21 protein-coding genes and 2 pseudogenes are annotated in these 20633 nt (G+C 66.8%); 17 read left to right on the top strand and 6 right to left on the bottom strand.

The window, feature by feature from the left end; all coding sequences use genetic code 11:
• Window positions 1–21: 21 nt before the first annotated feature.
• Window positions 22–624: a TetR family transcriptional regulator gene (locus ACTZWU_RS08855; protein WP_444736988.1), complete on the top strand. Its 603-nt coding sequence runs from the start codon at window positions 22–24 to the stop codon at window positions 622–624.
• 29 nt (window positions 625–653) lie between these two features.
• Here ACTZWU_RS08855 and ACTZWU_RS08850 read toward each other — a convergent pair whose 3' ends face one another.
• Window positions 654–1640: a GntR family transcriptional regulator gene (locus ACTZWU_RS08850; RefSeq protein ID WP_444736987.1), complete on the bottom strand. Its 987-nt coding sequence runs from the start codon at window positions 1638–1640 to the stop codon at window positions 654–656.
• A 90-nt stretch (window positions 1641–1730) separates the two neighbouring features.
• Here ACTZWU_RS08850 and ACTZWU_RS08845 point away from each other — a divergent pair, with 90 nt between their 5' ends.
• Window positions 1731–3278 (top strand): UxaA family hydrolase, encoded by a 1548-nt coding sequence (locus tag ACTZWU_RS08845; protein WP_444736986.1) that lies wholly within the window; start codon window positions 1731–1733, stop codon window positions 3276–3278.
• A gap of 21 nt (window positions 3279–3299) precedes the next feature.
• Here the strand turns inward: ACTZWU_RS08845 and ACTZWU_RS08840 are convergent, their stop codons facing one another.
• Window positions 3300–3995 carry a GntR family transcriptional regulator gene (locus ACTZWU_RS08840; protein WP_444736985.1) on the bottom strand — a complete coding sequence of 232 codons (696 nt, stop codon included), beginning with the start codon at window positions 3993–3995 and terminating at the stop codon, window positions 3300–3302.
• Window positions 3996–4078: 83 nt separating this feature from the next.
• Between ACTZWU_RS08840 and uxaC the strand changes: the two genes are divergently transcribed.
• From uxaC to ACTZWU_RS08785, 11 genes are all read left to right on the top strand, one after another.
• A complete protein-coding gene (gene uxaC / locus ACTZWU_RS08835; RefSeq protein ID WP_444736984.1) occupies window positions 4079–5485 on the top strand; it encodes a glucuronate isomerase in 1407 nt (468 codons plus the stop codon).
• Window positions 5486–5506: 21 nt separating this feature from the next.
• Entirely contained in the window at window positions 5507–6478 is a 972-nt protein-coding gene (locus ACTZWU_RS08830) for a TRAP transporter substrate-binding protein (protein WP_444736983.1), read from the top strand.
• Between the two features lie 50 nt (window positions 6479–6528).
• Window positions 6529–7113 (top strand): TRAP transporter small permease, encoded by a 585-nt coding sequence (locus ACTZWU_RS08825; protein WP_444736982.1) that lies wholly within the window; start codon window positions 6529–6531, stop codon window positions 7111–7113.
• A 4-nt stretch (window positions 7114–7117) separates the two neighbouring features.
• Window positions 7118–8398: a TRAP transporter large permease gene (locus ACTZWU_RS08820; protein WP_444736981.1), complete on the top strand. Its 1281-nt coding sequence runs from the start codon at window positions 7118–7120 to the stop codon at window positions 8396–8398.
• Window positions 8395–8676: a cupin domain-containing protein gene (locus tag ACTZWU_RS08815; RefSeq protein ID WP_444736980.1), complete on the top strand. Its 282-nt coding sequence runs from the start codon at window positions 8395–8397 to the stop codon at window positions 8674–8676. The genes ACTZWU_RS08820 and ACTZWU_RS08815 overlap by 4 nt, the downstream gene beginning before the upstream one ends.
• Window positions 8677–8689: 13 nt before the next feature.
• Window positions 8690–9514, top strand: a complete 825-nt coding sequence (gene kduI, locus ACTZWU_RS08810; protein WP_444736933.1) for a 5-dehydro-4-deoxy-D-glucuronate isomerase — start codon at window positions 8690–8692, stop codon at window positions 9512–9514.
• Window positions 9511–10236 (top strand): 2-dehydro-3-deoxy-D-gluconate 5-dehydrogenase KduD, encoded by a 726-nt coding sequence (gene kduD, locus ACTZWU_RS08805; protein WP_444736932.1) that lies wholly within the window; start codon window positions 9511–9513, stop codon window positions 10234–10236. The genes kduI and kduD overlap by 4 nt, the downstream gene beginning before the upstream one ends.
• A 139-nt stretch (window positions 10237–10375) precedes the next feature.
• Window positions 10376–10540 (top strand): hypothetical protein, encoded by a 165-nt coding sequence (locus ACTZWU_RS08800; RefSeq protein ID WP_444736979.1) that lies wholly within the window; start codon window positions 10376–10378, stop codon window positions 10538–10540.
• A gap of 1 nt (window position 10541) precedes the next feature.
• Window positions 10542–10898 carry a hypothetical protein gene (locus tag ACTZWU_RS08795; RefSeq protein ID WP_444736978.1) on the top strand — a complete coding sequence of 119 codons (357 nt, stop codon included), beginning with the start codon at window positions 10542–10544 and terminating at the stop codon, window positions 10896–10898.
• Window positions 10853–10999 (top strand): hypothetical protein, encoded by a 147-nt coding sequence (locus ACTZWU_RS08790; RefSeq protein ID WP_444736977.1) that lies wholly within the window; start codon window positions 10853–10855, stop codon window positions 10997–10999. Before ACTZWU_RS08795 ends, ACTZWU_RS08790 begins: the two co-directional genes overlap by 46 nt.
• Window positions 11000–11604: 605 nt before the next feature.
• Window positions 11605–11919 carry a hypothetical protein gene (locus ACTZWU_RS08785; protein ID WP_444737165.1) on the top strand — a complete coding sequence of 105 codons (315 nt, stop codon included), beginning with the start codon at window positions 11605–11607 and terminating at the stop codon, window positions 11917–11919.
• A gap of 320 nt (window positions 11920–12239) precedes the next feature.
• On the opposite strand, the pseudogene ACTZWU_RS08780 reads toward ACTZWU_RS08785, so the two are convergent.
• A pseudogene (locus tag ACTZWU_RS08780) lies at window positions 12240–12497 on the bottom strand (transposase); the annotation flags it as partial.
• Window positions 12498–12591: 94 nt separating this feature from the next.
• On the opposite strand from ACTZWU_RS08780, the pseudogene ACTZWU_RS08775 reads away from it, so the two are divergent.
• Window positions 12592–12693: pseudogene (locus tag ACTZWU_RS08775) on the top strand (IS5/IS1182 family transposase); the annotation flags it as partial.
• A gap of 107 nt (window positions 12694–12800) precedes the next feature.
• On the opposite strand, the gene ACTZWU_RS08770 reads toward ACTZWU_RS08775, so the two are convergent.
• The 3 genes from ACTZWU_RS08770 to ACTZWU_RS08760 form a co-directional block, all read right to left on the bottom strand.
• The gene (locus ACTZWU_RS08770) at window positions 12801–14993 is read right to left on the bottom strand and encodes a TRAP transporter permease (protein ID WP_444736976.1); all 2193 of its coding nucleotides are present in this window, start codon (window positions 14991–14993) and stop codon (window positions 12801–12803) included.
• A 30-nt stretch (window positions 14994–15023) separates the two neighbouring features.
• Window positions 15024–15998 (bottom strand): TAXI family TRAP transporter solute-binding subunit, encoded by a 975-nt coding sequence (locus ACTZWU_RS08765; RefSeq protein WP_444736975.1) that lies wholly within the window; start codon window positions 15996–15998, stop codon window positions 15024–15026.
• Between the two features lie 121 nt (window positions 15999–16119).
• Complete coding sequence (locus tag ACTZWU_RS08760; RefSeq protein ID WP_444736974.1) at window positions 16120–17034, bottom strand: LysR family transcriptional regulator; 915 nt, start codon at window positions 17032–17034, stop codon at window positions 16120–16122.
• A 130-nt stretch (window positions 17035–17164) separates the two neighbouring features.
• On the opposite strand from ACTZWU_RS08760, the gene ACTZWU_RS08755 reads away from it, so the two are divergent.
• From ACTZWU_RS08755 to ACTZWU_RS08745, 3 genes are all read left to right on the top strand, one after another.
• A complete protein-coding gene (locus ACTZWU_RS08755; protein WP_444736973.1) occupies window positions 17165–18238 on the top strand; it encodes a tartrate dehydrogenase in 1074 nt (357 codons plus the stop codon).
• Between the two features lies 1 nt (window position 18239).
• Complete coding sequence (locus ACTZWU_RS08750; protein ID WP_444736972.1) at window positions 18240–19496, top strand: glycerate kinase type-2 family protein; 1257 nt, start codon at window positions 18240–18242, stop codon at window positions 19494–19496.
• 135 nt (window positions 19497–19631) lie between these two features.
• Window positions 19632–20618, top strand: coding sequence for an MBL fold metallo-hydrolase (locus ACTZWU_RS08745; RefSeq protein WP_444736971.1), 987 nt, complete (start codon window positions 19632–19634; stop codon window positions 20616–20618).
• Window positions 20619–20633 lie beyond the last annotated feature (15 nt).

Below are 20633 nucleotides of genomic sequence, written 5' to 3'. Positions count from 1 at the left end.
CGTTTTGAGGGGGGAAAGACCATGACCAGCCTGCGAGAGAGGCGACGCCGACAGACTGCGTGCGATATCCAGCGCGCGGCCCTGCGGCTGTGCCTTGCCCATGGCTCGGCCGCCGTGACCGCCGAGGCGATTGCCGCCGAGGCCGGGATCAGCACCCGCACTTTCTTCAACTATTACCTGAACAAGCAGGCCGCGATCCTTGGCCCGCAGATCCGGCTTGATGCCGATGCCGCCGCTTGGTTCGTCACGTCGCGCGCGCCGCTTCTGGATGATGTCGTCACGCTGATGGCGGGCATGATCGACGAGGCCGAGGTGCAGCGCGACCTGCTCTGCCAGGTCAAGCGCCTCATCGAGGTCGAGCCGGCCCTGCAGCCGCTGTTCAAGGCCTCGCTGGATGCGGCGACGCAGACGCTGCTCATGCTGCTGGTGCGGCGGCTGGGCACGGAACATCAGCCGCAGGCCGAATTGATCGCCGCGCTTGCCGCGCAGGCGCTGTCGCTTGCCGTGCGGGTCTGGGCCGCGAACGAGACGATGGGCCGACCCTGCATCAGCGCCATGATGCGCTCGCAGATCGAACAGACCTGTGCGCGCCTGACGCCGCAAAACTGCGCTGCCGAGGTTTGACCCTAACGGATTGATCCGGATGGAATAAATCAGCTTTCCCGGGTTTCATCCCCGAAACCGTCCACGGAAAATGTGGATAAGTCGCCCGGCCCGTCATCGTCGGAACGGTGATCCGCCCGCCCCTGATCCTCGGGCCACGGCACCAGGGCCAGCAGGGTGCGATGCGCGGTCGCCAGATGCCTTTGCAGCGCGGTGCGGGCGGTTTTGGCGCATCCGGCCTCGATCGCGTCCAGGATCGCCAGATGCTCGTCGGCGGCGTTGCGGTTGCGCCCGGCCTCGCCCTTGCGGTTCCACAGGTAATGGTAATGCACGATGATCGAGGTCGTGCGGCTGAAATCAAAGATGAAGCGGTTCCGCGCCCCCTCGCAGAGCAGCGCGTGAAAGCGGGCGTCGAGGGCGGGAAAGCCCATCGCTTCGGCCTCGGTGCCATCGCGGACGCGCAGGTGATCGGCCCGCAGGCCCGACAGGCGCGCGATCAGTGCCGGGTCGGGCCGGGCGATCAGCCGCGCCAGCGCGCGCTGTTCCAGAAGAACGCGCACCTCGAACATCTCGTCGGCGAAGGCGCGGGTGAAGCCCTTCATGACCCAGTGCCGGTTCGGTTGCTTTTCGATCAGGCCGAAGGGCTGGAAGCGGATCAGGTATTCGCGCAGACCTGCCAGCGGCAGGTCCAGTTCCCGCGCCAGCCGCGCCTCGTTCAGGATCGTGCCGGGCGCCAGATCGGCGGTCAGCACCCAGCCGAGGAAACGCTGCTCGACCGTCTCGGCGGTGGTGCGGGCCTCGGCGGGGGCAAAGTAGTCCTGCGGGCGCGGCGCGCGCAGAAGCCGCTTGTCGCGCCCGTCCCATGACAGGATGCCCAGATCGCGCAGATGGGTCAGGGCCGCGCGGATGGTGGTGCGGCTGGCTTGCAGGCGGTGCGCCAGCTCCGCCTCCGAGCCGAGGGCGGTCTGACCCTGCGCGGCCAGAAGGTCCAGCACCCGGTTCACCTGCGTCTTGAACAGCCGGTTGTCGCGCGGCATCCGCCCCCCTTGATCCGCGCAAGGCGATTGACCCATTCGGTCCTTATTCTATAAAGAACCGAATCCCACCAGGCAACAGGCAGAGACGCGATGACCCGACCCGGCGCCCCGATCCTGAACGTGCGGCCAGCAGGCGCGGGCCCCGAAGCGCCCGCCGCCATGCGCCTGTCGGCCCAGGACAATGTCGCGGTCGCCCTGCGCGCGCTGGCGGCGGGCGAGACGGTGCTGGGCGTTTCTCTGGTCGAGGATGTTCCACGCGGCCACAAGTTCGCGCTGTCCGCGCTGAAGGCCGGGCAGGCGGTGGTCAAATACGGCCAGATCATGGCCGAGGCGCTGCATCCGATTGCGCCGGGGCAGCATGTCCATGTCCAGAATGCCGGGATGGCGGCCCATGACCCGCAGCGCGTGGGATCGCGCGCCGCCCTGCCGCCACCGCCGGCGCGGGTGTATTTCGACGGCTTCGCCCGGCCCGACGGGCGGGTCGGCACGCGGAACTTCATCGGCGTCATCGCCTCGGTCAACTGCTCGTCGACAGTGTGCCACGCGATCGCGGATGCGGCGAACCGCCAGCTTCTGCCGCGGTTCCCGCAACTGGACGGCTTCGTTCCGATCGTCCACGACCAAGGCTGCGGAATGACCGCGCAGGGCGAGGGGTTCGACACGCTGGTCCGCACGCTGAAGGGCTATCGTGATCACCCGAATTTCGGCGGCGTCCTGATCGTCGGGCTGGGATGCGAGGTGAACCAACTGACGCTTTATCAGCCGACCGACTGGACGCGCCAGCGCTTCCACAGCTTCAACATCCAGGAGGTCGGCGGCTCGGCCTCGGCGGTGCGGCGGGCGCTGGAATTGCTGGAACCCATCGCGATGAAAGCCGACCGCGACCGGCGCAGCAGGCAGCCGGTCTCGGGGCTGGTTCTGGGGATGCAATGCGGCGGGTCGGATGCATTTTCGGGGATCACGGCGAACCCTGCGCTTGGCGTGGCCTCGGATCTGCTGGTCGCGGCGGGGGGGACCTCGATCCTGTCCGAGACGCCCGAGATCTTTGGCGCCGAGCATCTGCTGATCGCGCGCGCCGATCCCGAGACGGGCGCGCGCATTCGGGCGATGATCGAGTGGTGGCGCGATTACGCCGAACGCAACGGCGCCTCGCTGGACAACAACCCCTCGCCGGGGAACAAGAAGGGCGGGCTGACCACGATCCTGGAAAAGTCGCTTGGGGCGGTCGCCAAGGCGGGGCTTGCGCCGCTGTCGGGGGCCTGTGCCTATGCGCAGCCGATCACGGCGCGCGGTCTGGTCTATATGGACAGCCCCGGCTACGACCCGGTTGCGGCAACGGGGCAGGTCGCGTCGGGGGCTAACCTGATCGCCTTCACCACCGGGCGGGGGTCGTGTTTCGGCGCAAGGCCCGCGCCGTCGATCAAGCTGGCCTCGAATTCCGCACTGTTCCGCCAGATGCCCGAGGATATGGACATCGATTGCGGCCCGGTCGTCGATCAGGGCGTGCCACTGGCCCGCATGGGCGCTGCCATCTACGACGCGCTTCTTGACACGGCCTCGGGCCGGCGCACCCGGTCCGAGGAATTCGGTTATGGCGACCATGAATTCGTGCCGTGGAAGATCGGCGCGGTTCTCTAGCCTCGTCCGCCGGGCTGGCGTTCAGTCGAAGATCGCGGGCTGTTCGCTGCGCAGCCGGTCGAGGATCTGTTCGATCCGGCTGAGGTGGTGACGCACGGCCAGCGCGGCGGCCTCGCCGTCGCGGGCACGCAGGGCCTGCAGGATGTCGCGATGTTCGGTGCTGGCCGTGGTCGCGCCATAGGACAGCGACAAAAAGCGCGCGCGGTCCATGTGGCCTTTGTTGTCGCGCACCAGCGTCCAGACGAAATCCTTGCCCGCCGCCTGACAGATGTCGTGGTGGAACTGGTCATCCAGCGCATGGAACAGCGCGCGATCATCGGCGCGGCTGGCGGCCTCCTGCCGGTCGATCAGCGCGTCCAGATGATCCCAGTCCGCCGGTCCAAGCGCGTGGGCCGCGACGCGCATCGTCGCCTCTTCCAGGGCGCTGCGGATGAAGTAGGCGCGCATCACGGCATCGGGCGAGATGGGCGTCACGATCGTGGCACGCTGCGGGCGGATCTGGATGAAGCCCAGTTGCGACAGCCGGTAGAAGGCGTCGCGCACCGGCTGGCGCGAGACGCCGAACTGCGCCGCGACCTCGGCCTCGGACAGTTTGGCGCCGGGGGGCAGCGCCAGATTCACCACCCGCGCGTAAAGCAGGTCGAAGATCTGATCGGTGACGCTGCGCGGGCGCACGTCATCCATCGGCGGCAGGCTGTCCATTTCCGGCAGGGGCATGGTGGCGTCTCGTGGTTGACCGGTCCTGTAAACTAGCATATTAGACGACTAGGAGATTGGCAAGCGAGTCGGGAGGGGATCGCATGGGCCTGCTGGACGAGGATCGCCTGTTCCCCATCGAGGGGCGCGCCCGCGATCTGGCGCGCGCCCTTTACGGCACGGTGCGCGACCTGCCGATCCTGTCGCCGCACGGACATACCGATCCGCGCTGGTTCGCCGAGGATCAGCCCTTTCCCGATCCGGCGCGGCTGTTCGTGACGCCTGACCATTACGTCTTTCGGATGCTCTGCTCGCAGGGCGTGGCGCTGACCGATCTGGGCGTGCCGCGCGTCGATGGCGGCCCGACCGAGGCGGACGGGCGCACGATCTGGCGGCTCTTTGCCCGGCATTACCACCTGTTCCGGGGCACGCCCTCGCGGCTGTGGCTGGATCATGCGTTCCAGAATGTCTTTGGCATCGACCGCCACCTGTCGGCCGAGACGGCGGACTGGTATTACGACCACATCTCCGATTGCCTGATGCGCCCCGAATTCCGCCCCCGCGCGCTGTTCGACCGCTTCAACATCGAGGTGATCGCCACGACCGAGGCCGCCACCGACGATCTGCGCTGGCACCGGATGATCCGCGACAGTGGCTGGCAGGGCCGGGTGATCACCGCCTATCGCCCCGACGGCGTGGTCGATCCCGAAATGGCGGGCTTTGCGGATAATGTCGCGCTGATGGGGCAGCAGACGGGCTGCGACACGACCCAATGGTCGGGCTATCTGGAGGCCCACCGCGTGCGGCGTGCCTTCTTCATCGCGCATGGCGCGACCTCCAGCGATCATGGCCACGCCACGGCCCGGACCGAGGATCTGCCGCAGGCCGATGCGGCGGCGCTGTTCCAGAAAGCCCTGCGCGGCGCCTGCACCGCCGACGAGGCCGACGCCTTCCGCGGCCAGATGCTGACCGAGATGGCCCGGATGAGCCTTGATGACGGGTTGGTGATGCAGATCCATCCCGGCGCGCGCAGGGACCATTCCGATACCGTGCTGGCGACCTTCGGTCGGGACAAGGGCTTCGACATCCCAGGCCGCACGGATTACGTCGCGGCCCTGCGCCCGCTGCTGAACGCGGTGGGCATGGACCCGCGCCTGACCGTGATCCTGTTCACCCTGGACGAGACGTCCTATGCCCGCGAACTGGCGCCACTGGCCGGGGTCTGGCCCTGCCTGCGGCTCGGGCCGCCCTGGTGGTTCCATGACAGCCCCGAGGGGATGCGCCGCTTCCGCGAGATGACGACCGAGACGGCGGGCTTCTACAACACCGTGGGGTTCAACGACGACACCCGCGCCTTCTGCTCGATCCCGGCACGGCACGACGTCGCCCGGCGGGTCGATTGCAGCTATCTGGCGACGCTTGTCGCCACGGGACGCCTTGCGGAGAACGAGGCGCCCGAGGTCGCGCGCGACCTGACCTATGGCCTGGCAAAACGGGCCTACAAGCTCTGAACTTCACATTGGGAGGATAAGATGAAGTTCCTGACGACAACCCTTGCCGCTCTGCTGGCCTCGGCCAGTTTCGCAGCCGCCTGCGAGATCACCCTGCGTTCGTCCGACACCCATCCCGACGGCTATCCGACCGTCGAGGGCGTAAAGGCCATGGCCGAGGAGGTCCGCGAACGGACCGAGGGTCGCGTCTGCATCGAGGTCTTCCCCTCGGCCCAGCTTGGCCAGGAACGCGACACGATCGAACAGACGCAGTTCGGCGTGATCGACATGGTCCGCGCCAGCTTCGGCACGTTCAACGACATCGTGCCGGTGACGCAGACCTTCTCTTTGCCGTTCCTGTTCCGTGACGTGCCGCATATGCACGCCGTCATGGACGGCCCGATCGGAGACGAGATCGCCGCCGCCTTCGAGGAACGCGATCTGATCGTGCTGGGCTATTACGACGGCGGGGCGCGCAGCTTCTACAATTCGCAAAAGCCCATCACCTCGATCGAGGATCTGGCGGGCATGAAGATCCGCGTCATCCAGAACGACGTCTTCGTGGACATGATGACCGCGCTTGGCGCCACCGCCACGCCCATGCCCTATGGCGAGGTCTATTCCGCGATCCAGACCGGCGTGATCGACGGGGCCGAGAACAACTTTCCCAGCTATGACAGTTCCGGCCATTTCGAGGTCGCGCCTCATTACACGATCAACCAGCACCTGATGGTGCCGGAACTGGTGGCGATGTCGAAATCCACCTGGGACCGGATGTCCGCCGAGGATCAGGCGATCCTGCGCGAGGCCGCGCGCAATTCCATGACGACGCAGCGCCGTCTGTGGTCCGAGGCCGAGACCGCATCCGAGGAACGCGTGATCGCGGCGGGCGCCCAGATCGTGCGCGACATCGACAAGCAGCCCTTCATGGATGCGATGGCCCCGGTCTATGAGAAATACGCCAGCTCGCCCGAGGCGCAGGACCTGGTTGCCCGGATCCGCGCGACCGAATGACAAGCCGGGCCGCCCCCCGGCGGGGCGGCCCCATCGCGAAAGGGGATGCGATGCGCGAGGCCTTGATCGGATTGGCCCGCGTCACCGGCGCGGTGGCGCAACTGGGGCTGTGGCTGGCGGGGATCGGGCTGGTCCTGATGACCGCCTTCGTCTTTGCGCAGGTGGTCTCGCGCTACCTGCTGGGCTTCAGCCTGTTCTGGGCCGAGCCAGCCGCAGTGATGCTGATGGGCTGGTTCATCTTTCTGGGCGCGGCGGTCGGCGTGAAGGAGGGCTATCACCTGTCCTTCGATGTCGGGCTGATGGTCGTGCCGGCAAGCTGGCGCCCGTGGTTCCACACGCTGTCCGATCTGGTCGTGACGGGCTTCGGCCTGGGGATGGTCTGGTTCGGGTGGCAGCTTGCGGAACGCGCGGCCTCGGGTCTGGTGCCGGGCCTCGGCATCTCGCGGCTGTGGGATTTCGCGCCGGTGATCGGGGGCGGGGCGCTGCTGATCCTCTTCTCGGTCGAGCGCATCCTGCGCCGCGCGGCGGGCCTGCGCACGCTGCGTTTCGGCGATTTCGACGAGGCCGGGGACCCGGCCCCGACGCAGCACCGGCAATCGGCGCGCCCGGCGGCGCCCGGCGACAGAAAGGGCTGAGGCCGTGGAATACTGGATCCTCTTCGGCAGCTTCGCCGCACTTCTGCTGATCGGCACGCCGGTCGCCTTCTGTCTGGGGGCGTCCAGCTTTCTGACGGTGCTTTATCTGGGCCTGCCGCCGGTCGTGGTGTTTCAGCGGCTGAACAGCGGCATCTCGGTCTTTGCGCTGATGGCCATTCCGTTCTTCATCTATGCGGGCGACCTGATGGTGCGCGGCGACATCGCCCGCAGGCTGGTCGCCCTGGCGGGCGCGATGGTCGGGCATCTGCGCGGCGGGCTGGGGCAGGTGAACATCACCGCCAGCCTGATGTTCGGCGGCGTCTCGGGCTCGGCGGCGGCTGATGCCAGCGCGGTGGGCGGGCTGATGGTGCCGCAGATGAAGGAACGCGGCTATGACGTCGATTACGCGGTCAACATCACGGTGGTCAGTTCGATCATCGCGCTGATGATCCCGCCCAGCCACAACATGATCATCTACTCCATCGCCGCCGGTGGCCGCCTGTCCATCGCGGACCTGTTCACCGCCGGGATCATTCCGGGCCTTCTGCTGGCCTTCATGCTGATGGCGACGGCGTGGTGGGTCGCCCGCAAGAAGGGCTATCCGACCGAGCCGTTCCCCGGGCTGCGGATGCTGGGCGTGCTGTTCGTCTCGGCGCTGCCGGGCCTGATCCTGATCGCGATCATCTTCGGCGGCGTGCGTTCCGGCATCTTCACCGCATCCGAAAGCAGCAACATCGCTGTCGTCTACGCGCTGGCCATCACCGCCCTCGTTTATCGCAGCCTGCCCTGGAGCGAATTCGTCGAGGCGACCAAGGGCGCCGTCCGCACCACCGCGATGGTGCTTCTGGTGATCGGTTGCGCGGCCTGTTTCGGCTGGCTGCTGGCCTATCTGCGCGTGCCGACGCAGCTGGTGGAGGTGTTGCAGAACGTCTCGTCGAACCCGCTGGTGATCCTGTTGCTGATGAACGTGATGCTGCTGATCCTCGGCACGTTCATGGACATGTCGCCGCTGATCGTCATCACCACGCCGATCTTCCTGCCCGTGGCGATGGCCTTCGGGGTGGACCCGGTGCATTTCGGGGTGATCCTGATCCTCAATCTGGGGATCGGCCTCTGCACGCCGCCGGTGGGGGCTGTGCTGTTCGTGGGCTGCGCGGTCGGGCGCATCAGCATCTGGCAGGCGATGCGCACGATCTGGCCCTTCTACGGCGCCGCGCTGGCGACGCTGATGCTGGTCACCTACGTGCCCGCGCTGTCGCTCTGGCTGCCGTCGTTGTTCCGATGAGCGATCCATTGCGCATTGTCCTGGCCCATGCCCCCGAACTGATGGTCGTGGGCTTCACCTTTGCCAGAGGCGACCGCGGCCAGCCGCACAGCCACATGCATGTGCAATCGACCTATGTGGAATCCGGGCGCTTCCGGTTCCGCGTGAACGGGCGCGAATTCGAGGTCGGACCGGGGGATGCCTTCATCATCCCCTCGGGGGCCGAGCACGAATGCCTCTGCCTGGAAGGCGGGGTGCTGATCGACAGCTTCACCCCCCGCCGCGACGATTTTCTCTGAAAGGACCCTATCTATGACCCATGTCGAGACGCGCCACGCGATCCACCCGGACCACGCCAGGGGCATGGACACCGCCCAGCTGCGCCGGCATTTCCTGGTCGAGGGGCTGTTCGCGCCGGGCGAGATCCGCCTGACCTACACCCATTACGACCGTTTCGTCGTGGGCGGCGCGGTGCCGGGCGGCGCCAGCCTGACCCTGAACCAGATCGCCGAGACCAGGACGCCCAGCTTCCTCGACCGGCGCGAGATGGGGATCGTCAATATCGGCGGCCCCGGCCGGATCGAGGCCGCGGGCCAGGGCTGGGACCTGGCGACGGGCGATGTGCTGTATCTCGGCATGGGCGCGGGGCCGGTGACGTTTTCGGGGCAGGGGCGGTTCTACATCACCTCGGCCCCCGCGCACCGGGCGCTGCCGCACAGGCTGGTCACGGTGGCCGAGGCCAAGCATGTCCACATGGGCGCGGTGGAAACCTCGAACAAGCGCACGATCAAGCAGTTCATCCACCCGCTTGTGATGGAAAGCTGCCAGCTGGTCCTGGGCTATACCACGCTGGAAGACGGCTCGGTCTGGAACACCATCCCCAGCCACATCCACGACCGGCGGATGGAGGCCTATCTCTATCACGGCATGGACGAGGCCTCGCGCGTGCTGCACCTGATGGGCGAGCCGACCGAGACGCGCCACCTGTTCGTGGCCAATGAACAGGCGGTCCTGTCGCCGCCCTGGTCGATCCATTCGGGCGCGGGCATCGGCGGCTACACCTTCATCTGGGCGATGGCCGGCGACAATGTGGATTATACCGACATGGACTTTATCCAGCCGGGGGACCTGCGGTGAGCGCCTTTTCCCTGACGGGCCGGACCGCGCTGGTGACGGGCGCCAATACCGGCATCGGGCAGGCCATCGCGGTGGCCCTGGCGCAGGCAGGGGCCGAGGTGATCGCATCGGGTCGGCGCGACTGCGACGAGACGCTGGCGCTGATGGGGTCCGGGCGCGCGCTGCGGCTGGATTTCGCCGACCCGATGGCCGCGCAAGAGGTCTTTGCGGCCGAGCGGATCGACATTCTGGTGAACAATGCCGGCATCATCCGGCGCGACGACGCGGTGGATTTCTCGCAGGCCGATTGGGACGCGGTGATGGATGTGAACCTCAAGGCGCTGTTCTTCACCTGCCAGGCCTTCGCCCGCGCCGCTTTGCCGCGAGGCATGGGCAAGATCGTCAACATCGCCTCGCTTCTTTCGTTTCAGGGCGGCATCCGGGTGCCGTCCTACACGGCCTCGAAACATGGCGTGGCGGGGCTGACGAAGCTGATGGCGAATGAATGGGCGGGGCGGGGGCTGAACGTCAACGCCATCGCGCCGGGCTATATCGAGACCGCCAACACCGAGGCCCTGCGCGCCGATCCCGACCGGTCGCGCGCGATCCTCGACCGCATCCCCGCCGCCCGTTGGGGCCGCCCCGAGGACATCGCCCAAAGCGCCGTCTTCCTGGCCGCGCCCGCATCCGACTACATCAACGGCGCAATCCTCAACGTCGATGGAGGCTGGCTTGCCCGGTAGCAGGCCGGATGCAGATCCGGACCGCGCCGTCGCGCCAGCTGGTATGCGCGATCAACCCGGACCTTCGCGCAAGCGGATCGGGCAGGACATGCTCTTCAGCCTTCAGACGATGACGAACGTCTTCAGCGAGTTGTAGGACATGAGCCTGGTGAAAGAGGCCGGGCTGATCGATCTGCTGGTTGCAAGATCGCTGCCTTTGTCCAATTCGGTTGTCATGCGCGAGGGCGATCCGCGGCGCGTCATGCCGCGGATCTTCAGGGCCGTCGGCGGTTCGGATGCGATGAGGGCAAAAGGCCGTAAGTGACATGTCAGGAAAAGAGATGGGGATCGCCGGCATCGGGCGCCGTGCGATTCTTCTTGGTTGCGTGACGGTGCCTGGCGCTGCGCTGGCGACCGGCCCCTCGGTCGGGCAGGACGCGCCGCAGGTCGGCGGCACCCTGCGCATCGCGCAGACGGCGGACATCCAGCCCAACGCCATCCTTGCCGGTCGCGGCGGCAACAACGCGTTTCGCCGCAACGTCGTCGACTCGCTCACGGTGCTCGACGCGGAAACAGGGCAGCCGCGCGGCGTTCTGGCGACCGATTGTAAAGCGGCGATGACGGCCGGACCTTCACCGTGCGGATCCGCGACGATGTCGCCGTCCATTCGGGCCGTCCGCTGACGGCCGAGGACGTGGTGTCCACGCTGCAGCAGGTGGCCGATCCTGCGAACGCGTCGCAGATATCGCGCCGCGGGTCTTCGACGTCTTTCAGCGGGCTGTGATCGTGGGCCGTTGGTCCGGACCCTGGAACGGGTTTGCCACAAGGTCGGCCATCCCGGGACGATCCAGGTCGACAACGTCCTAGCTCGGGAACAAATCGCCGTTTAGGGCAGCAGATCACGGGGCATCCGAGCGACCGGATACCCGTTGAATAGTTGCCCAGGCGGGCTCCGCCGTCGAGAAGCGGTCTCTTCCATAGCAAATACAGGGTCGGTCTGGTTGCCGCCCTCACGGTCCTTAAGACGAGATCCTAATTCCCAAGCGGAAGGCCGCGCGATCATCACCCCCTGCGCCGCGCCCGCCTTCCGGGGAAAGGCTGGTCGATCCGGGACTGCCTGGGCGTCCCCTCCGGGCCGTGTGCTGGTCCGGCCTTCGGCCGGACGCGAGCCAATCAGGGCGCCCCCCGCGCGCCTCGTCCCTTTTGTCAACACGCCCTAATCGCAATGAGTCGGGTGGTGTGACGCGACGAAGGAACACGGCCCGACCAAGACCCTCCACGACCGCTGGAAGCGCTGGACCGATGGCGGTGCCTTCGCCCGGATCATGGTCGGACTGACCCCAAGGCGCGGGGTGCGAGTGGGGCTGGGACAAATTCCTCAAGGTCAGGATCGAGCCGTCCATCTTCCAGACCGACCTCGGCATCTTCGTGGCGCCGGCAAAGTGGGACGCGCTCAGCGACGAGGCCAAGACGATCCTGACCGAAACCGCCGTTGCCTTCGAAAAGACCTCGCGCGATGAATGGCTGGTCTACACCGACGAGGTGAACGCGAAGCTCGAGGCCGCCGGAATGGAAGTCATGGAGCTGGAGGGCGAGGCCCGCGATGCCTATGTAACCGCTGCACATGACTCGGTCTGGAATCGCCTGCAGGCGTCCGGCTCGCCTTATTACGAAGATCTGCGCCGTACGCATTTCTCGCGCTAGCCTGGCCCGTCTTGCGGCGCGGCCAAAATGGGCGCGCCGCAACCCTGCGACGCAAAATCTCAAGGTGAACACCATGTCGAGGCTATATGACCGCCTCATCCTCGGGCTGGCATGGGCCGCCGGGGTCTCGCTAGATCGACGCGCCGTAAACCCGTTCCGAAAGCGGGCTTCGTGCCCGAACAAGCTAATTGGGAACGGCGCGTGCGGATCTCATCATGGCCTGGCTGGAAAACCAGCCCACTCGCGAGAGGCCGGATACATTCATGCAATCCTGAACGTCATCAGGAAGGACCTTGCACAGGCGGGACGAACCATACATTTCGCCGGACAACGTCCTGCAACATCTCCCGGTCCAGCGTCAGGTCGGCCACGATCCGCTTCAGCCGCGCGTTCTCGTCCTCGAGTTGCTTCAGCCGCCGCATCTCGTCAGGCAACAGGCCACCATACTTCTTCTTCCAGGCAAAGTAGGTCGACTGCCCGATACCGGCCTTGCGGCAGATCTCAGCGACTGGCGTGCCTTCCTCGCCCTGCTTAAGAATGAACGCCTTCTGCGCTTCGGTGAATTTCGATGCCTTCATCGTTCTCAGCTCCTTTCCCAGCCAGGAAAGTTTAGCCGAAAACTCCCGCTTCAAACGGTCCAGTTCTCAGGGGGCAGAGCAGTCGCATCGCGATCTGTTCGGCAGGCCCAAGGATTGGAGGCGCCTGGCAACGAGATATAACAGATGTCCGAAGATCTTCCTCTCGGCAGTCGCCCGCGCAGCAACAGTCATTTAATTGCCATGAATCCCGACAATAGGCGTCAAGGCCCCGATACGTCCGCGATGCCATCAGGCATGTGTTGACCAGGCATACCCGCTATTCATTGTCCGGTGTCCCTGACCTCATTTGGCAAACTTCCGATTTCGTTGCCACAGATACAGCGCAGTCAGGATAAGCAACCCCGTCAGGTCAGAGACCAGGCCAGCCTTCAGCATCGACAGCGCACCGCCGACCAGCAGCACGCGGGCCGGCCATCCAAGCGCCCCGGCGAACCAGCCGATCACCCCGCAAGACAGCATGTAGATGCCCAGCAGCGCCGATGCGACGACATGCAGCGTCTCGATCCAGCCCGCCTGAAAGAGCAGCGCGTCCGAGAAGAAGAACATGTAAGGCACCACAAAGGCCGCGAGGCCGATGCGGAAGGCCTCGAAACTTGTCTTCATCGGATCGGAACCGGCCAAGGCCGCCCCCGCATAGGCCGCCAGCGCCACCGGCGGGGTGATCGCGGACATGACCGCAAAGTAGAAGATGAAGAAGTGAGCCGTCAGAGGCGGTATCCCCAAATTGATCAGGCCCGGCGCGATCACGCTGGCCGCGACCGCATAGGCGGCTGTCGTGGGCATCCCCATGCCCAGCACGACCGCCACCAACATCGAGAAGGCCAGCGCGAGGAATTGCGACTGGTCCGCAATGCCCAGCAGCAGCGACGAGAACCGGGTCCCGATGCCTGTCAGCGCAATCACGCCCACGATGATTCCCGCCGCCGCGCAGACCGCGACCAACTGAAAGGTCATTCGCGCGCCCGTATCCAGCGCCTGGAACAGCTGGCGCGGCCCCATCGGATGCGGCGTGAGCCACGACACCACCGCCGCCGTCATCATCGCCAGCGTGCCGCAGCGGATCACCGAATAGCCAAGATACAGCGCCACTACCAGCACCACGATCGGCGACAGCAGATAGATCTGGCGCAGCAGCTCCGCGAGGCGCGGCAGCGCCGATCGCGGCAGGCCGACCATCGCGAATTTCTGCGCCATCAGGTCCACCATGAAATAGACCGAGGCGAAATACAGGATCGCGGGGATCAGGGCGGCCCAGACGATCTCGGTATAGGGTATGCCGGTGATCTCGGCCATGATGAAGGCACCTGCACCCATGATCGGCGGCATGATCTGTCCGCCCGACGATGCCGCGGCCTCGACCGAGGCGGCAGTCTGCCCGCGATAGCCGACCTTCTTCATCAGCGGGATGGTCAGGCTGCCCGTGGCCACGACATTGCCCGCAGAGGTGCCGTTGATCATGCCCATCAGCCCCGATCCGAAGATCGCCACCTTGGCCGGGCCGCCGCGCTTGTCGCCCGCCGCCGCAAAGGCCAGGTTCACGAAATAGGCGCCGACGCGGGTAGTCTGCAGGAAGGCTGCGAAGACGACGAACAGGATGATGTAGGTCGAGGAAATCGCGATGGGTGCGCTGAGAATGCCGTTATCGGTCAGGATGTAGGAAAAGAACCGCTTTGGCGAGTAGCCCGAATGCGCAAGGATGCCCGGCAGCCAGGGTCCCGCGAGGGCATAGGCCACAAAGATCCCTGCGATCACGACCAGCGCCAACCCTGCCATCCGGCGCACCGCCTCCAGGATCAGGATGACGATGGCGACCGCCGCCCACATGTCCGCAGGCAGGGCCATCGGCATGCCCGCACGCATCTGCAGGGCACGCACGAAAAAGATGACATAGGCGACAGCCGCCAGCGTTGCCAGCGCCAGCAGCATGTCGGCGGGCGCGGCCCGGTCGCCCCGGCGCGCAGGGTGCAGCCAGCCTTGCAGCACGGCCAGCGCAGTCCCCGCCGCCAGCGGCAGGCCGAGGCTGCTCATCGCCCAAACGGGGGGCCGGGCGGCGCCAAAGGCCCACCAATTGACCCAGATCGCCCCGACCGCCGCCAGCCCCCAGCCGATGCAGCACGCCGCCAGAACCAGTAGCAGCCCGCCTCCGCGCCGCGCACGCTGCCTGGCATCGCCGACCGGATGGGCCGCGAAGAGCAGAAAGCCCAAGGCCAGTCCGCCGCCCAGATGCACCAAGCGATAGGTCCAGCTTTCCATGGGAAAGAGGTTCATTACCAGCAGATGGAACAGCGTATAAGCTGCGCAGGCTGCTGCAAAACCGTGCTGGCGCAGACCTGCGAACACGCGCTGGTTTCCGGCCGGCACCTCCTCGTCGATGGCGTCGATGGCGTCGATGGCGGCCAGCGGCGCGTCGGGGCGGATCGATGCGTCGTCCTGTTGCGCGGATGGCGGCCGCGGGGCGGGCGGGGTCGGGTTCATGGGATCACCGGGTTGCTGAGGCCGCGTGGATCAGCGCAGCGCGTCGGGAATGGTGATGCCGATTTCCTCGTAATAGCGGACTGCACCGGGATGGAAGGGCATGAAGTTGTTCTTGTCCCAATGCTCAGCCAGGGTCTCGACCGCCGAGGCGTGGATCTGGACCAGCCGGGCATTGTCCTCAAGCGCGAGCTTGGTGATCTCGTAGGCCAGGCTGTCGGGAACCGACGCATGCGCGATGGCGAAGTTCCACATCGACACGGTCCTGATCTCGTCGTCCTGTCCGTTATACGTGCCGGCGGGAATGGTGAATTCCTGCATCGACGGGACCGCATTCAGGAAGGCCGTGACATTGTCGTCGTTCATCGACAGAAAGGTGATGTCCTGCTCGATGGCCAGCTGGCTGAAGGCTCCGGTCGGCAGGCCCGCAGCAAACACGAAGGCGTCGATCAGCCCGTCCGCCATCTGGCCCGCCGCGTCCGAAGCACCGGTAAAGCTGGCCCGCACATTCATGTCCATCGTGTCGAAATAGCGCTGCCAGTAGGTTGCCGAGGTACCCGAGGCCGGCCCCATGTTGACGCGCCGCCCCTCGAGATCCTCGAAACTCGCGATCCCGGATGAGGTCAGGACAGCGGCCTGAAGCGGCGTCTGATACATCGGGAAAAGCGCGCGCAGATTGGCGGCCTCCATGCCGGGCATCAATTCGCTTTCGCCCAGCATTGCTTCCTGGGCGGGGCCGGTGGTGACGAAGCCCAGCAGCGTCTCGGCAGTTTCGACCAAGGCCACGTTCTGGCCGGGACCGCCCGTGACCTCGACGCTTGCGGGCACGCCCAGCCTTTCGCCGATCAGCGAGGCAAGCCCCGATCCCCAGACGAAATAGGCCCCGCCCTGCGATCCGGTCGAGATGCTAAGGCTCGACGGCCAGCCCTCGCGGTCCTGGGCGGTGGCGGGTGCGGCCAGCATCGCGGCAAAGGTGACGGACACGGCGGTGGTGATGATGCGGTTCATTCTTCTCTTCCTCCCTCGGCTGTCCGGCCGGGCATTGCGGGCCGGGCCGTTGATCTGACGAGCATGGAAGGCAGGGCCGGGTCGCTCAATCCACCAGAAATTATATTCAGAACCGTTACAGTCAGGCGCTGGACTCGATTTCGGCCAGATGACGCTCCAGGATCGCCAGCAGCGCGTCGCGATGCGGATCGCGGGTGCCGCGTGTCCAGGCCGCTGCGAGGATAAGCCGCGACAGGCTATGGCCCGGCGCCATGGCCAGCGGCACGAAGCTGACGCCCGGTACCGACAGGCGCGCGGTCCAGCGGGGTACGATGGCCAGTCCGGTTCCCGTCGCCACCAGGTTGACGATCGTGTGCTTTTCCTCGGCCAGTTGCGCGATGCGCGCGGTCAGTCCGGCATCGACGAACAGCTTGATCGTCAGGTCGTGCGAATGTGGCCGCGACCGGCGGTCAGGCACGATCAAAGGCGCCTCGGCGAGATCGATGATGGCGATCTCGGGGCGGCTGGCCAGCGGGTGGTCCGAAGGAAGGGCGACGACGGCGGTCTCGAAGAACAGGGTGCGGAACTCGATCCGCGGATCGCGCTGGTCGGGCGGGCGGCAAAAGGCGATGTCCAGCGCCCCGCTCAGCAGCTTGGGCAGCAGGTGGATGGTTTTTTGTTCGATCAGCTGCACGTCGATCTGGGGGTGTTCGGCGCGCAGATGGCGCAGAAGCTGCGGCATCAGCCCCGCCGCCGCACTGTCGATGGCGCCCACTCTCAGAACAGGCGTGCCCTCGCGGCGCAGCCCGCGCAGCCGTGTCTCGAGCCGATCGGCCTGGGTGACCAGTGCGCGCACATCCTCGAGGATCGCGGTCCCCGCCTCGGTCAGGGTGACGCTGCGGGTGGTGCGCAGAAACAGGCGGCTGTCCAGACGCTCCTCCAGCAGGCGGATCTGCCGGCCAAGCGAGGCGGGCAGCATGTCCAGCGATTGTGCGGCACGCCCGAAATGCAGCGTCTCGGCCGCGGCCAGAAAGCAGCGCAATTGCTGGATGTCCATCGGATCGCCTCCGTTCGGGGATTATTGCTTTTGTGTATATAATCTTGCGAAAATTGAGCCGTCCAGCCTCGTGGCCCTAACCTGACCCGGAGCGCGCCCCGACCGGGGCCATGACCGACAGGAGCCCTGCATGAAACAATACCGGATCGCCGCCATTCCCGCCGACGGCATCGGCCCCGAGGTAATCGCGGCGGGCCTTCAGGCCCTTGAGGCACTGGAGCGCCGTGACGGCGGCTTCCGGCTGGATGTGACCCGCTTCGACTGGGGGTCCGAGCGCTATCGCCGCACCGGCGCGATGATGCCCGAGGACGGCACCGAACAGTTGCGCGCCTTCGACGCGATCTTCTTCGGCGCGGTGGGCGCGCCCGACGTCCCCGACCACATCACCCTGTGGGGCCTGCGCCTGCCGATCTGCCAGGGCTTCGACCAATATGCCAATGTCCGCCCGACGCGGATCCTGCCGGGCATCCGGTCCCCGCTCGAGGGGGTCGGGCCGGGCGATCTGGATTGGGTTATCGTGCGCGAGAACTCCGAGGGCGAGTATTCCGGCCATGGTGGCCGCGCCCATAAGGGCCTGCCCGAGGAGGTCGGAACCGAGGTCGCGATCTTCACGCGCGTCGGCGTCACCCGGATCATGCGCTACGCCTTTCGCCTGGCGCAGTCGCGCCCACGCAAATTCTTGACGGTCGTGACGAAATCCAACGCGCAGCGGCACGGCATGGTGATGTGGGACGAGATCGCGGCAGAGGTCTCGCGCGAGTTTCCAGACGTGACCTGGGACAAGATGCTGGTCGATGCGATGACGGTCCGGATGGTCAAGCAGCCGCGCAGCCTCGACACGATCGTGGCGACCAACCTGCATGCCGACATCCTGTCTGATCTGGCAGGTGCGCTGGCGGGCAGCCTGGGCGTGGCGCCGACCGCCAATATCGACCCCGAGCGGCGCTATCCCTCGATGTTCGAGCCGATCCACGGCTCGGCCTTCGATATCACCGGCAGGGGCATCGCCAACCCGGTAGCGACCTTCTGGACCGCAGCGCAGATGCTGGACCATCTGGGCGAACCAAGGGCTGCCGCCCGCCTGATGCGCGCGGTCGAGAAGGTCTGCGCCGACGGTGTGATGACGCCGGATGTCGGCGGCACCGCCGATACGCGGCAGGTGACCGATGCCGTCTGCGAGGCGATCCGCGCGGAGAATATCTGATATGGCACGGGCCGAGGCGCCTCTGCTGCTCAGGCGGATGCTGGACGCAGCCATCGCCGCCGCCGATCCGGACCGCGTGCTGGCGCGCCACCTGCCGCCGCCGCCGCGCGGGCGCTGCATCGTGGTGGGCGCGGGAAAATCCGCAGCTGCGATGGCGCGTGCCGTCGAACGCGCCTGGCCGCAGGTGGATCTGCGCGGCGTGGTCGTGACCCGCTATGGCCATGCCGTTCCCACGACTCGCATCCGCGTGCGCGAGGCCGCCCATCCCGTGCCCGACGCCGCCGGAGAGGCCGCTGCCCGCGAGATCATGGCCGAGGTCGCGGCTGCCGACCCCGATGATCTGGTGCTTGCGCTGATCTCGGGCGGGGGGTCGGCGCTGATGCCCTTGCCCCGTGCGCCCCTGACGCTGGCGGACAAGATCACCGTGAACCGCCTGCTGCTGCGATCGGGCCTGACGATTGAGGACATGAACCGCATCCGCCGCCGCCTGTCCGACATCAAGGGCGGCGGCCTGGCGCGGGCGGCGCATCCGGCCCGCGTCGTGACGCTGGCGATTTCGGACGTGCCGGGCGATGATCCTGCGGCCATCGCCTCGGGGCCGACGGTGCCCGACCCCTCGGCGGGCGATGATCTGTCGCCGCTGGTCGCGCGGCTTGGCTCCGATCTGCCGCAATCCGTGCGCGCGGTGCTGATGGCGCCCCCGCGCCCGGCGCCCAGGCTGGTGCCCGATTACCGCCTGATCGCCACACCGCAGATGTCGCTGGACGCCGCCGCCCGCGTGGCACGGCAGGCGGGCGTCACACCGATCCTTCTGGGCGATGCGCTAGAGGGCGAGGCCCGTGACATGGGCATGGTCATGGCCGGGATCGCGCGGGCCGCCGCAACGCATGGCACGCCCGCCGCCGCGCCGTTGGTGCTGCTGTCCGGGGGCGAGACGACCGTGACCCTGGGCGGCGTCACACCGGGCAGGGGCGGGCGCAACACCGAATTCCTGCTGTCGCTGGCCATCGCTCTGCGTGGGCATCCCCGCATCCATGCTTTGGCTGCCGACACGGACGGGATCGACGGAACCGAGGATGCGGCGGGGGCGCTGATCGGCCCTGACAGTCTGGGCCGGGCCGCCGCAGCCGGGCTTGATCCGGCAGCGCATCTGCGAGCGCATGACAGCCATTCGCTGTTCGACGCCATGGGCGACCTGATCCGCACCGGCCCGACGCTGACGAACGTGAACGATTTTCGCGCCGTCATGGTGATCTGAGCCGCTGATGCGGATTGCCGGCCCGGCGAAACAAGATCACGGGGTTTGCATCCGCAGCAGGATGAGGCTAGAGGCATCCCCAGATAAGCAAGCGCATGCCAGCCAAAACCGTCACCCCTCTACAGGTGAGCTGCCATGCGCTTCGTTCCCCGCCTTGTCCTGACGGCGTTCCTGCTGATCTTGCCCCTGCCGCTGACGGCATCCGAGGCCGAGGATCATGCCCGCGCGGGCCGCGAGGCGGCGACTGCGTTTCCGGGCTTTGCCGATCTGTGCGACCTGAACATGCGACTGCGCGACGTGAATGCACCGCGCCAGCGAAGCGGCGGCACCCGGCCCGAGCGGACCGGCGGCAGCCTTCAGACGACCCTTCCGCCGATGCAGGTCTTCGACAATCTGTGGTTTCTGGGGAATGCGTCGGTCTCGGCATGGCTCTACGGGTCCGAGGCGGGATATGTGCTGATCGACACGCTCAACACCGCCGCCGAGGCCGAACGCGACATCCTGGGCGGGATGCGCAGCCTCGGGCTGAACCCTGCGGCGATCCGGCTGATCCTTGTCACCCATGCCCATGGCGACCATTACGGCGGTGCGCGCTTCCTGACGCAGACATTGGGCGTGCCCGTCGCCATGTCCGAGGCCGATTGGCGGCTGGCCGAACGCACGCCGCCGCATCCGCGCTTCGGCCCCGCTCCGGACCGCGATCTTGTGCTGGCCGATGGGCAAGTGATCCCCACCGGCCAAGGCACGCTGGAGGTCATGCTAACGCCCGGGCACACGCCCGGCACGATCTCTCCGCTGATGCAGCTATGGGATGGCGGGACAGCGCACCGCGCTCTGCTGTGGGGCGGGGCGGGCTTCAATTTCGGTCCGAATGTCGGGCTGTTCGAGGAATATGCGGCCTCGGCTGCGATGGCGCGCGAACGCGCCCGGCGCGATGGCGTCGATGTGTTCCTGTCCAACCATGTCCGCCGCGACGGCGCCGACCGGCTGATGGAGGAACTGGCCCTCCGCGCTCCTTCGGAACCGCATCCCTTCGTGATGGGCGCTGCCGGCCTGAACCTGTTCACGGTGCTTGAGCAATGCGCGCTGGCGCAGGCCGCCCGCCTGTCCGCGCCCGAGTGATCCTTTGTCCCCTGT

Source organism: Paracoccus sp. NSM (assembly GCF_052379855.1).
Classification (GTDB): Bacteria; Pseudomonadota; Alphaproteobacteria; order Rhodobacterales; family Rhodobacteraceae; genus Paracoccus.
The sequence above is the reverse complement of the archived record's forward strand: the minus strand, read 5'-3'. Positions and strand labels throughout refer to the sequence as shown.

Excerpts from the sequence above, each read along its gene's own strand:
- ACTZWU_RS08855 (WP_444736988.1), top strand. The coding sequence starts at position 22 with ATGACCAGCCTGCGAGAGAGGCGACGCCGACAGACTGCGTGCGATATC.
- ACTZWU_RS08850 (WP_444736987.1), bottom strand. The coding sequence starts at position 1,640 with ATGCCGCGCGACAACCGGCTGTTCAAGACGCAGGTGAACCGGGTGCTG.
- ACTZWU_RS08845 (WP_444736986.1), top strand. The coding sequence starts at position 1,731 with ATGACCCGACCCGGCGCCCCGATCCTGAACGTGCGGCCAGCAGGCGCG.
- ACTZWU_RS08840 (WP_444736985.1), bottom strand. The coding sequence starts at position 3,995 with ATGCCCCTGCCGGAAATGGACAGCCTGCCGCCGATGGATGACGTGCGC.
- uxaC (WP_444736984.1), top strand. The coding sequence starts at position 4,079 with ATGGGCCTGCTGGACGAGGATCGCCTGTTCCCCATCGAGGGGCGCGCC.
- ACTZWU_RS08830 (WP_444736983.1), top strand. The coding sequence starts at position 5,507 with ATGAAGTTCCTGACGACAACCCTTGCCGCTCTGCTGGCCTCGGCCAGT.
- ACTZWU_RS08825 (WP_444736982.1), top strand. The coding sequence starts at position 6,529 with ATGCGCGAGGCCTTGATCGGATTGGCCCGCGTCACCGGCGCGGTGGCG.
- ACTZWU_RS08815 (WP_444736980.1), top strand. The coding sequence starts at position 8,395 with ATGAGCGATCCATTGCGCATTGTCCTGGCCCATGCCCCCGAACTGATG.
- kduI (WP_444736933.1), top strand. The coding sequence starts at position 8,690 with ATGACCCATGTCGAGACGCGCCACGCGATCCACCCGGACCACGCCAGG.
- ACTZWU_RS08800 (WP_444736979.1), top strand. The coding sequence starts at position 10,376 with ATGAGCCTGGTGAAAGAGGCCGGGCTGATCGATCTGCTGGTTGCAAGA.
- ACTZWU_RS08795 (WP_444736978.1), top strand. The coding sequence starts at position 10,542 with ATGTCAGGAAAAGAGATGGGGATCGCCGGCATCGGGCGCCGTGCGATT.
- ACTZWU_RS08770 (WP_444736976.1), bottom strand. The coding sequence starts at position 14,993 with ATGAACCCGACCCCGCCCGCCCCGCGGCCGCCATCCGCGCAACAGGAC.
- ACTZWU_RS08765 (WP_444736975.1), bottom strand. The coding sequence starts at position 15,998 with ATGAACCGCATCATCACCACCGCCGTGTCCGTCACCTTTGCCGCGATG.
- ACTZWU_RS08760 (WP_444736974.1), bottom strand. The coding sequence starts at position 17,034 with ATGGACATCCAGCAATTGCGCTGCTTTCTGGCCGCGGCCGAGACGCTG.
- ACTZWU_RS08755 (WP_444736973.1), top strand. The coding sequence starts at position 17,165 with ATGAAACAATACCGGATCGCCGCCATTCCCGCCGACGGCATCGGCCCC.
- ACTZWU_RS08750 (WP_444736972.1), top strand. The coding sequence starts at position 18,240 with ATGGCACGGGCCGAGGCGCCTCTGCTGCTCAGGCGGATGCTGGACGCA.
- ACTZWU_RS08745 (WP_444736971.1), top strand. The coding sequence starts at position 19,632 with ATGCGCTTCGTTCCCCGCCTTGTCCTGACGGCGTTCCTGCTGATCTTG.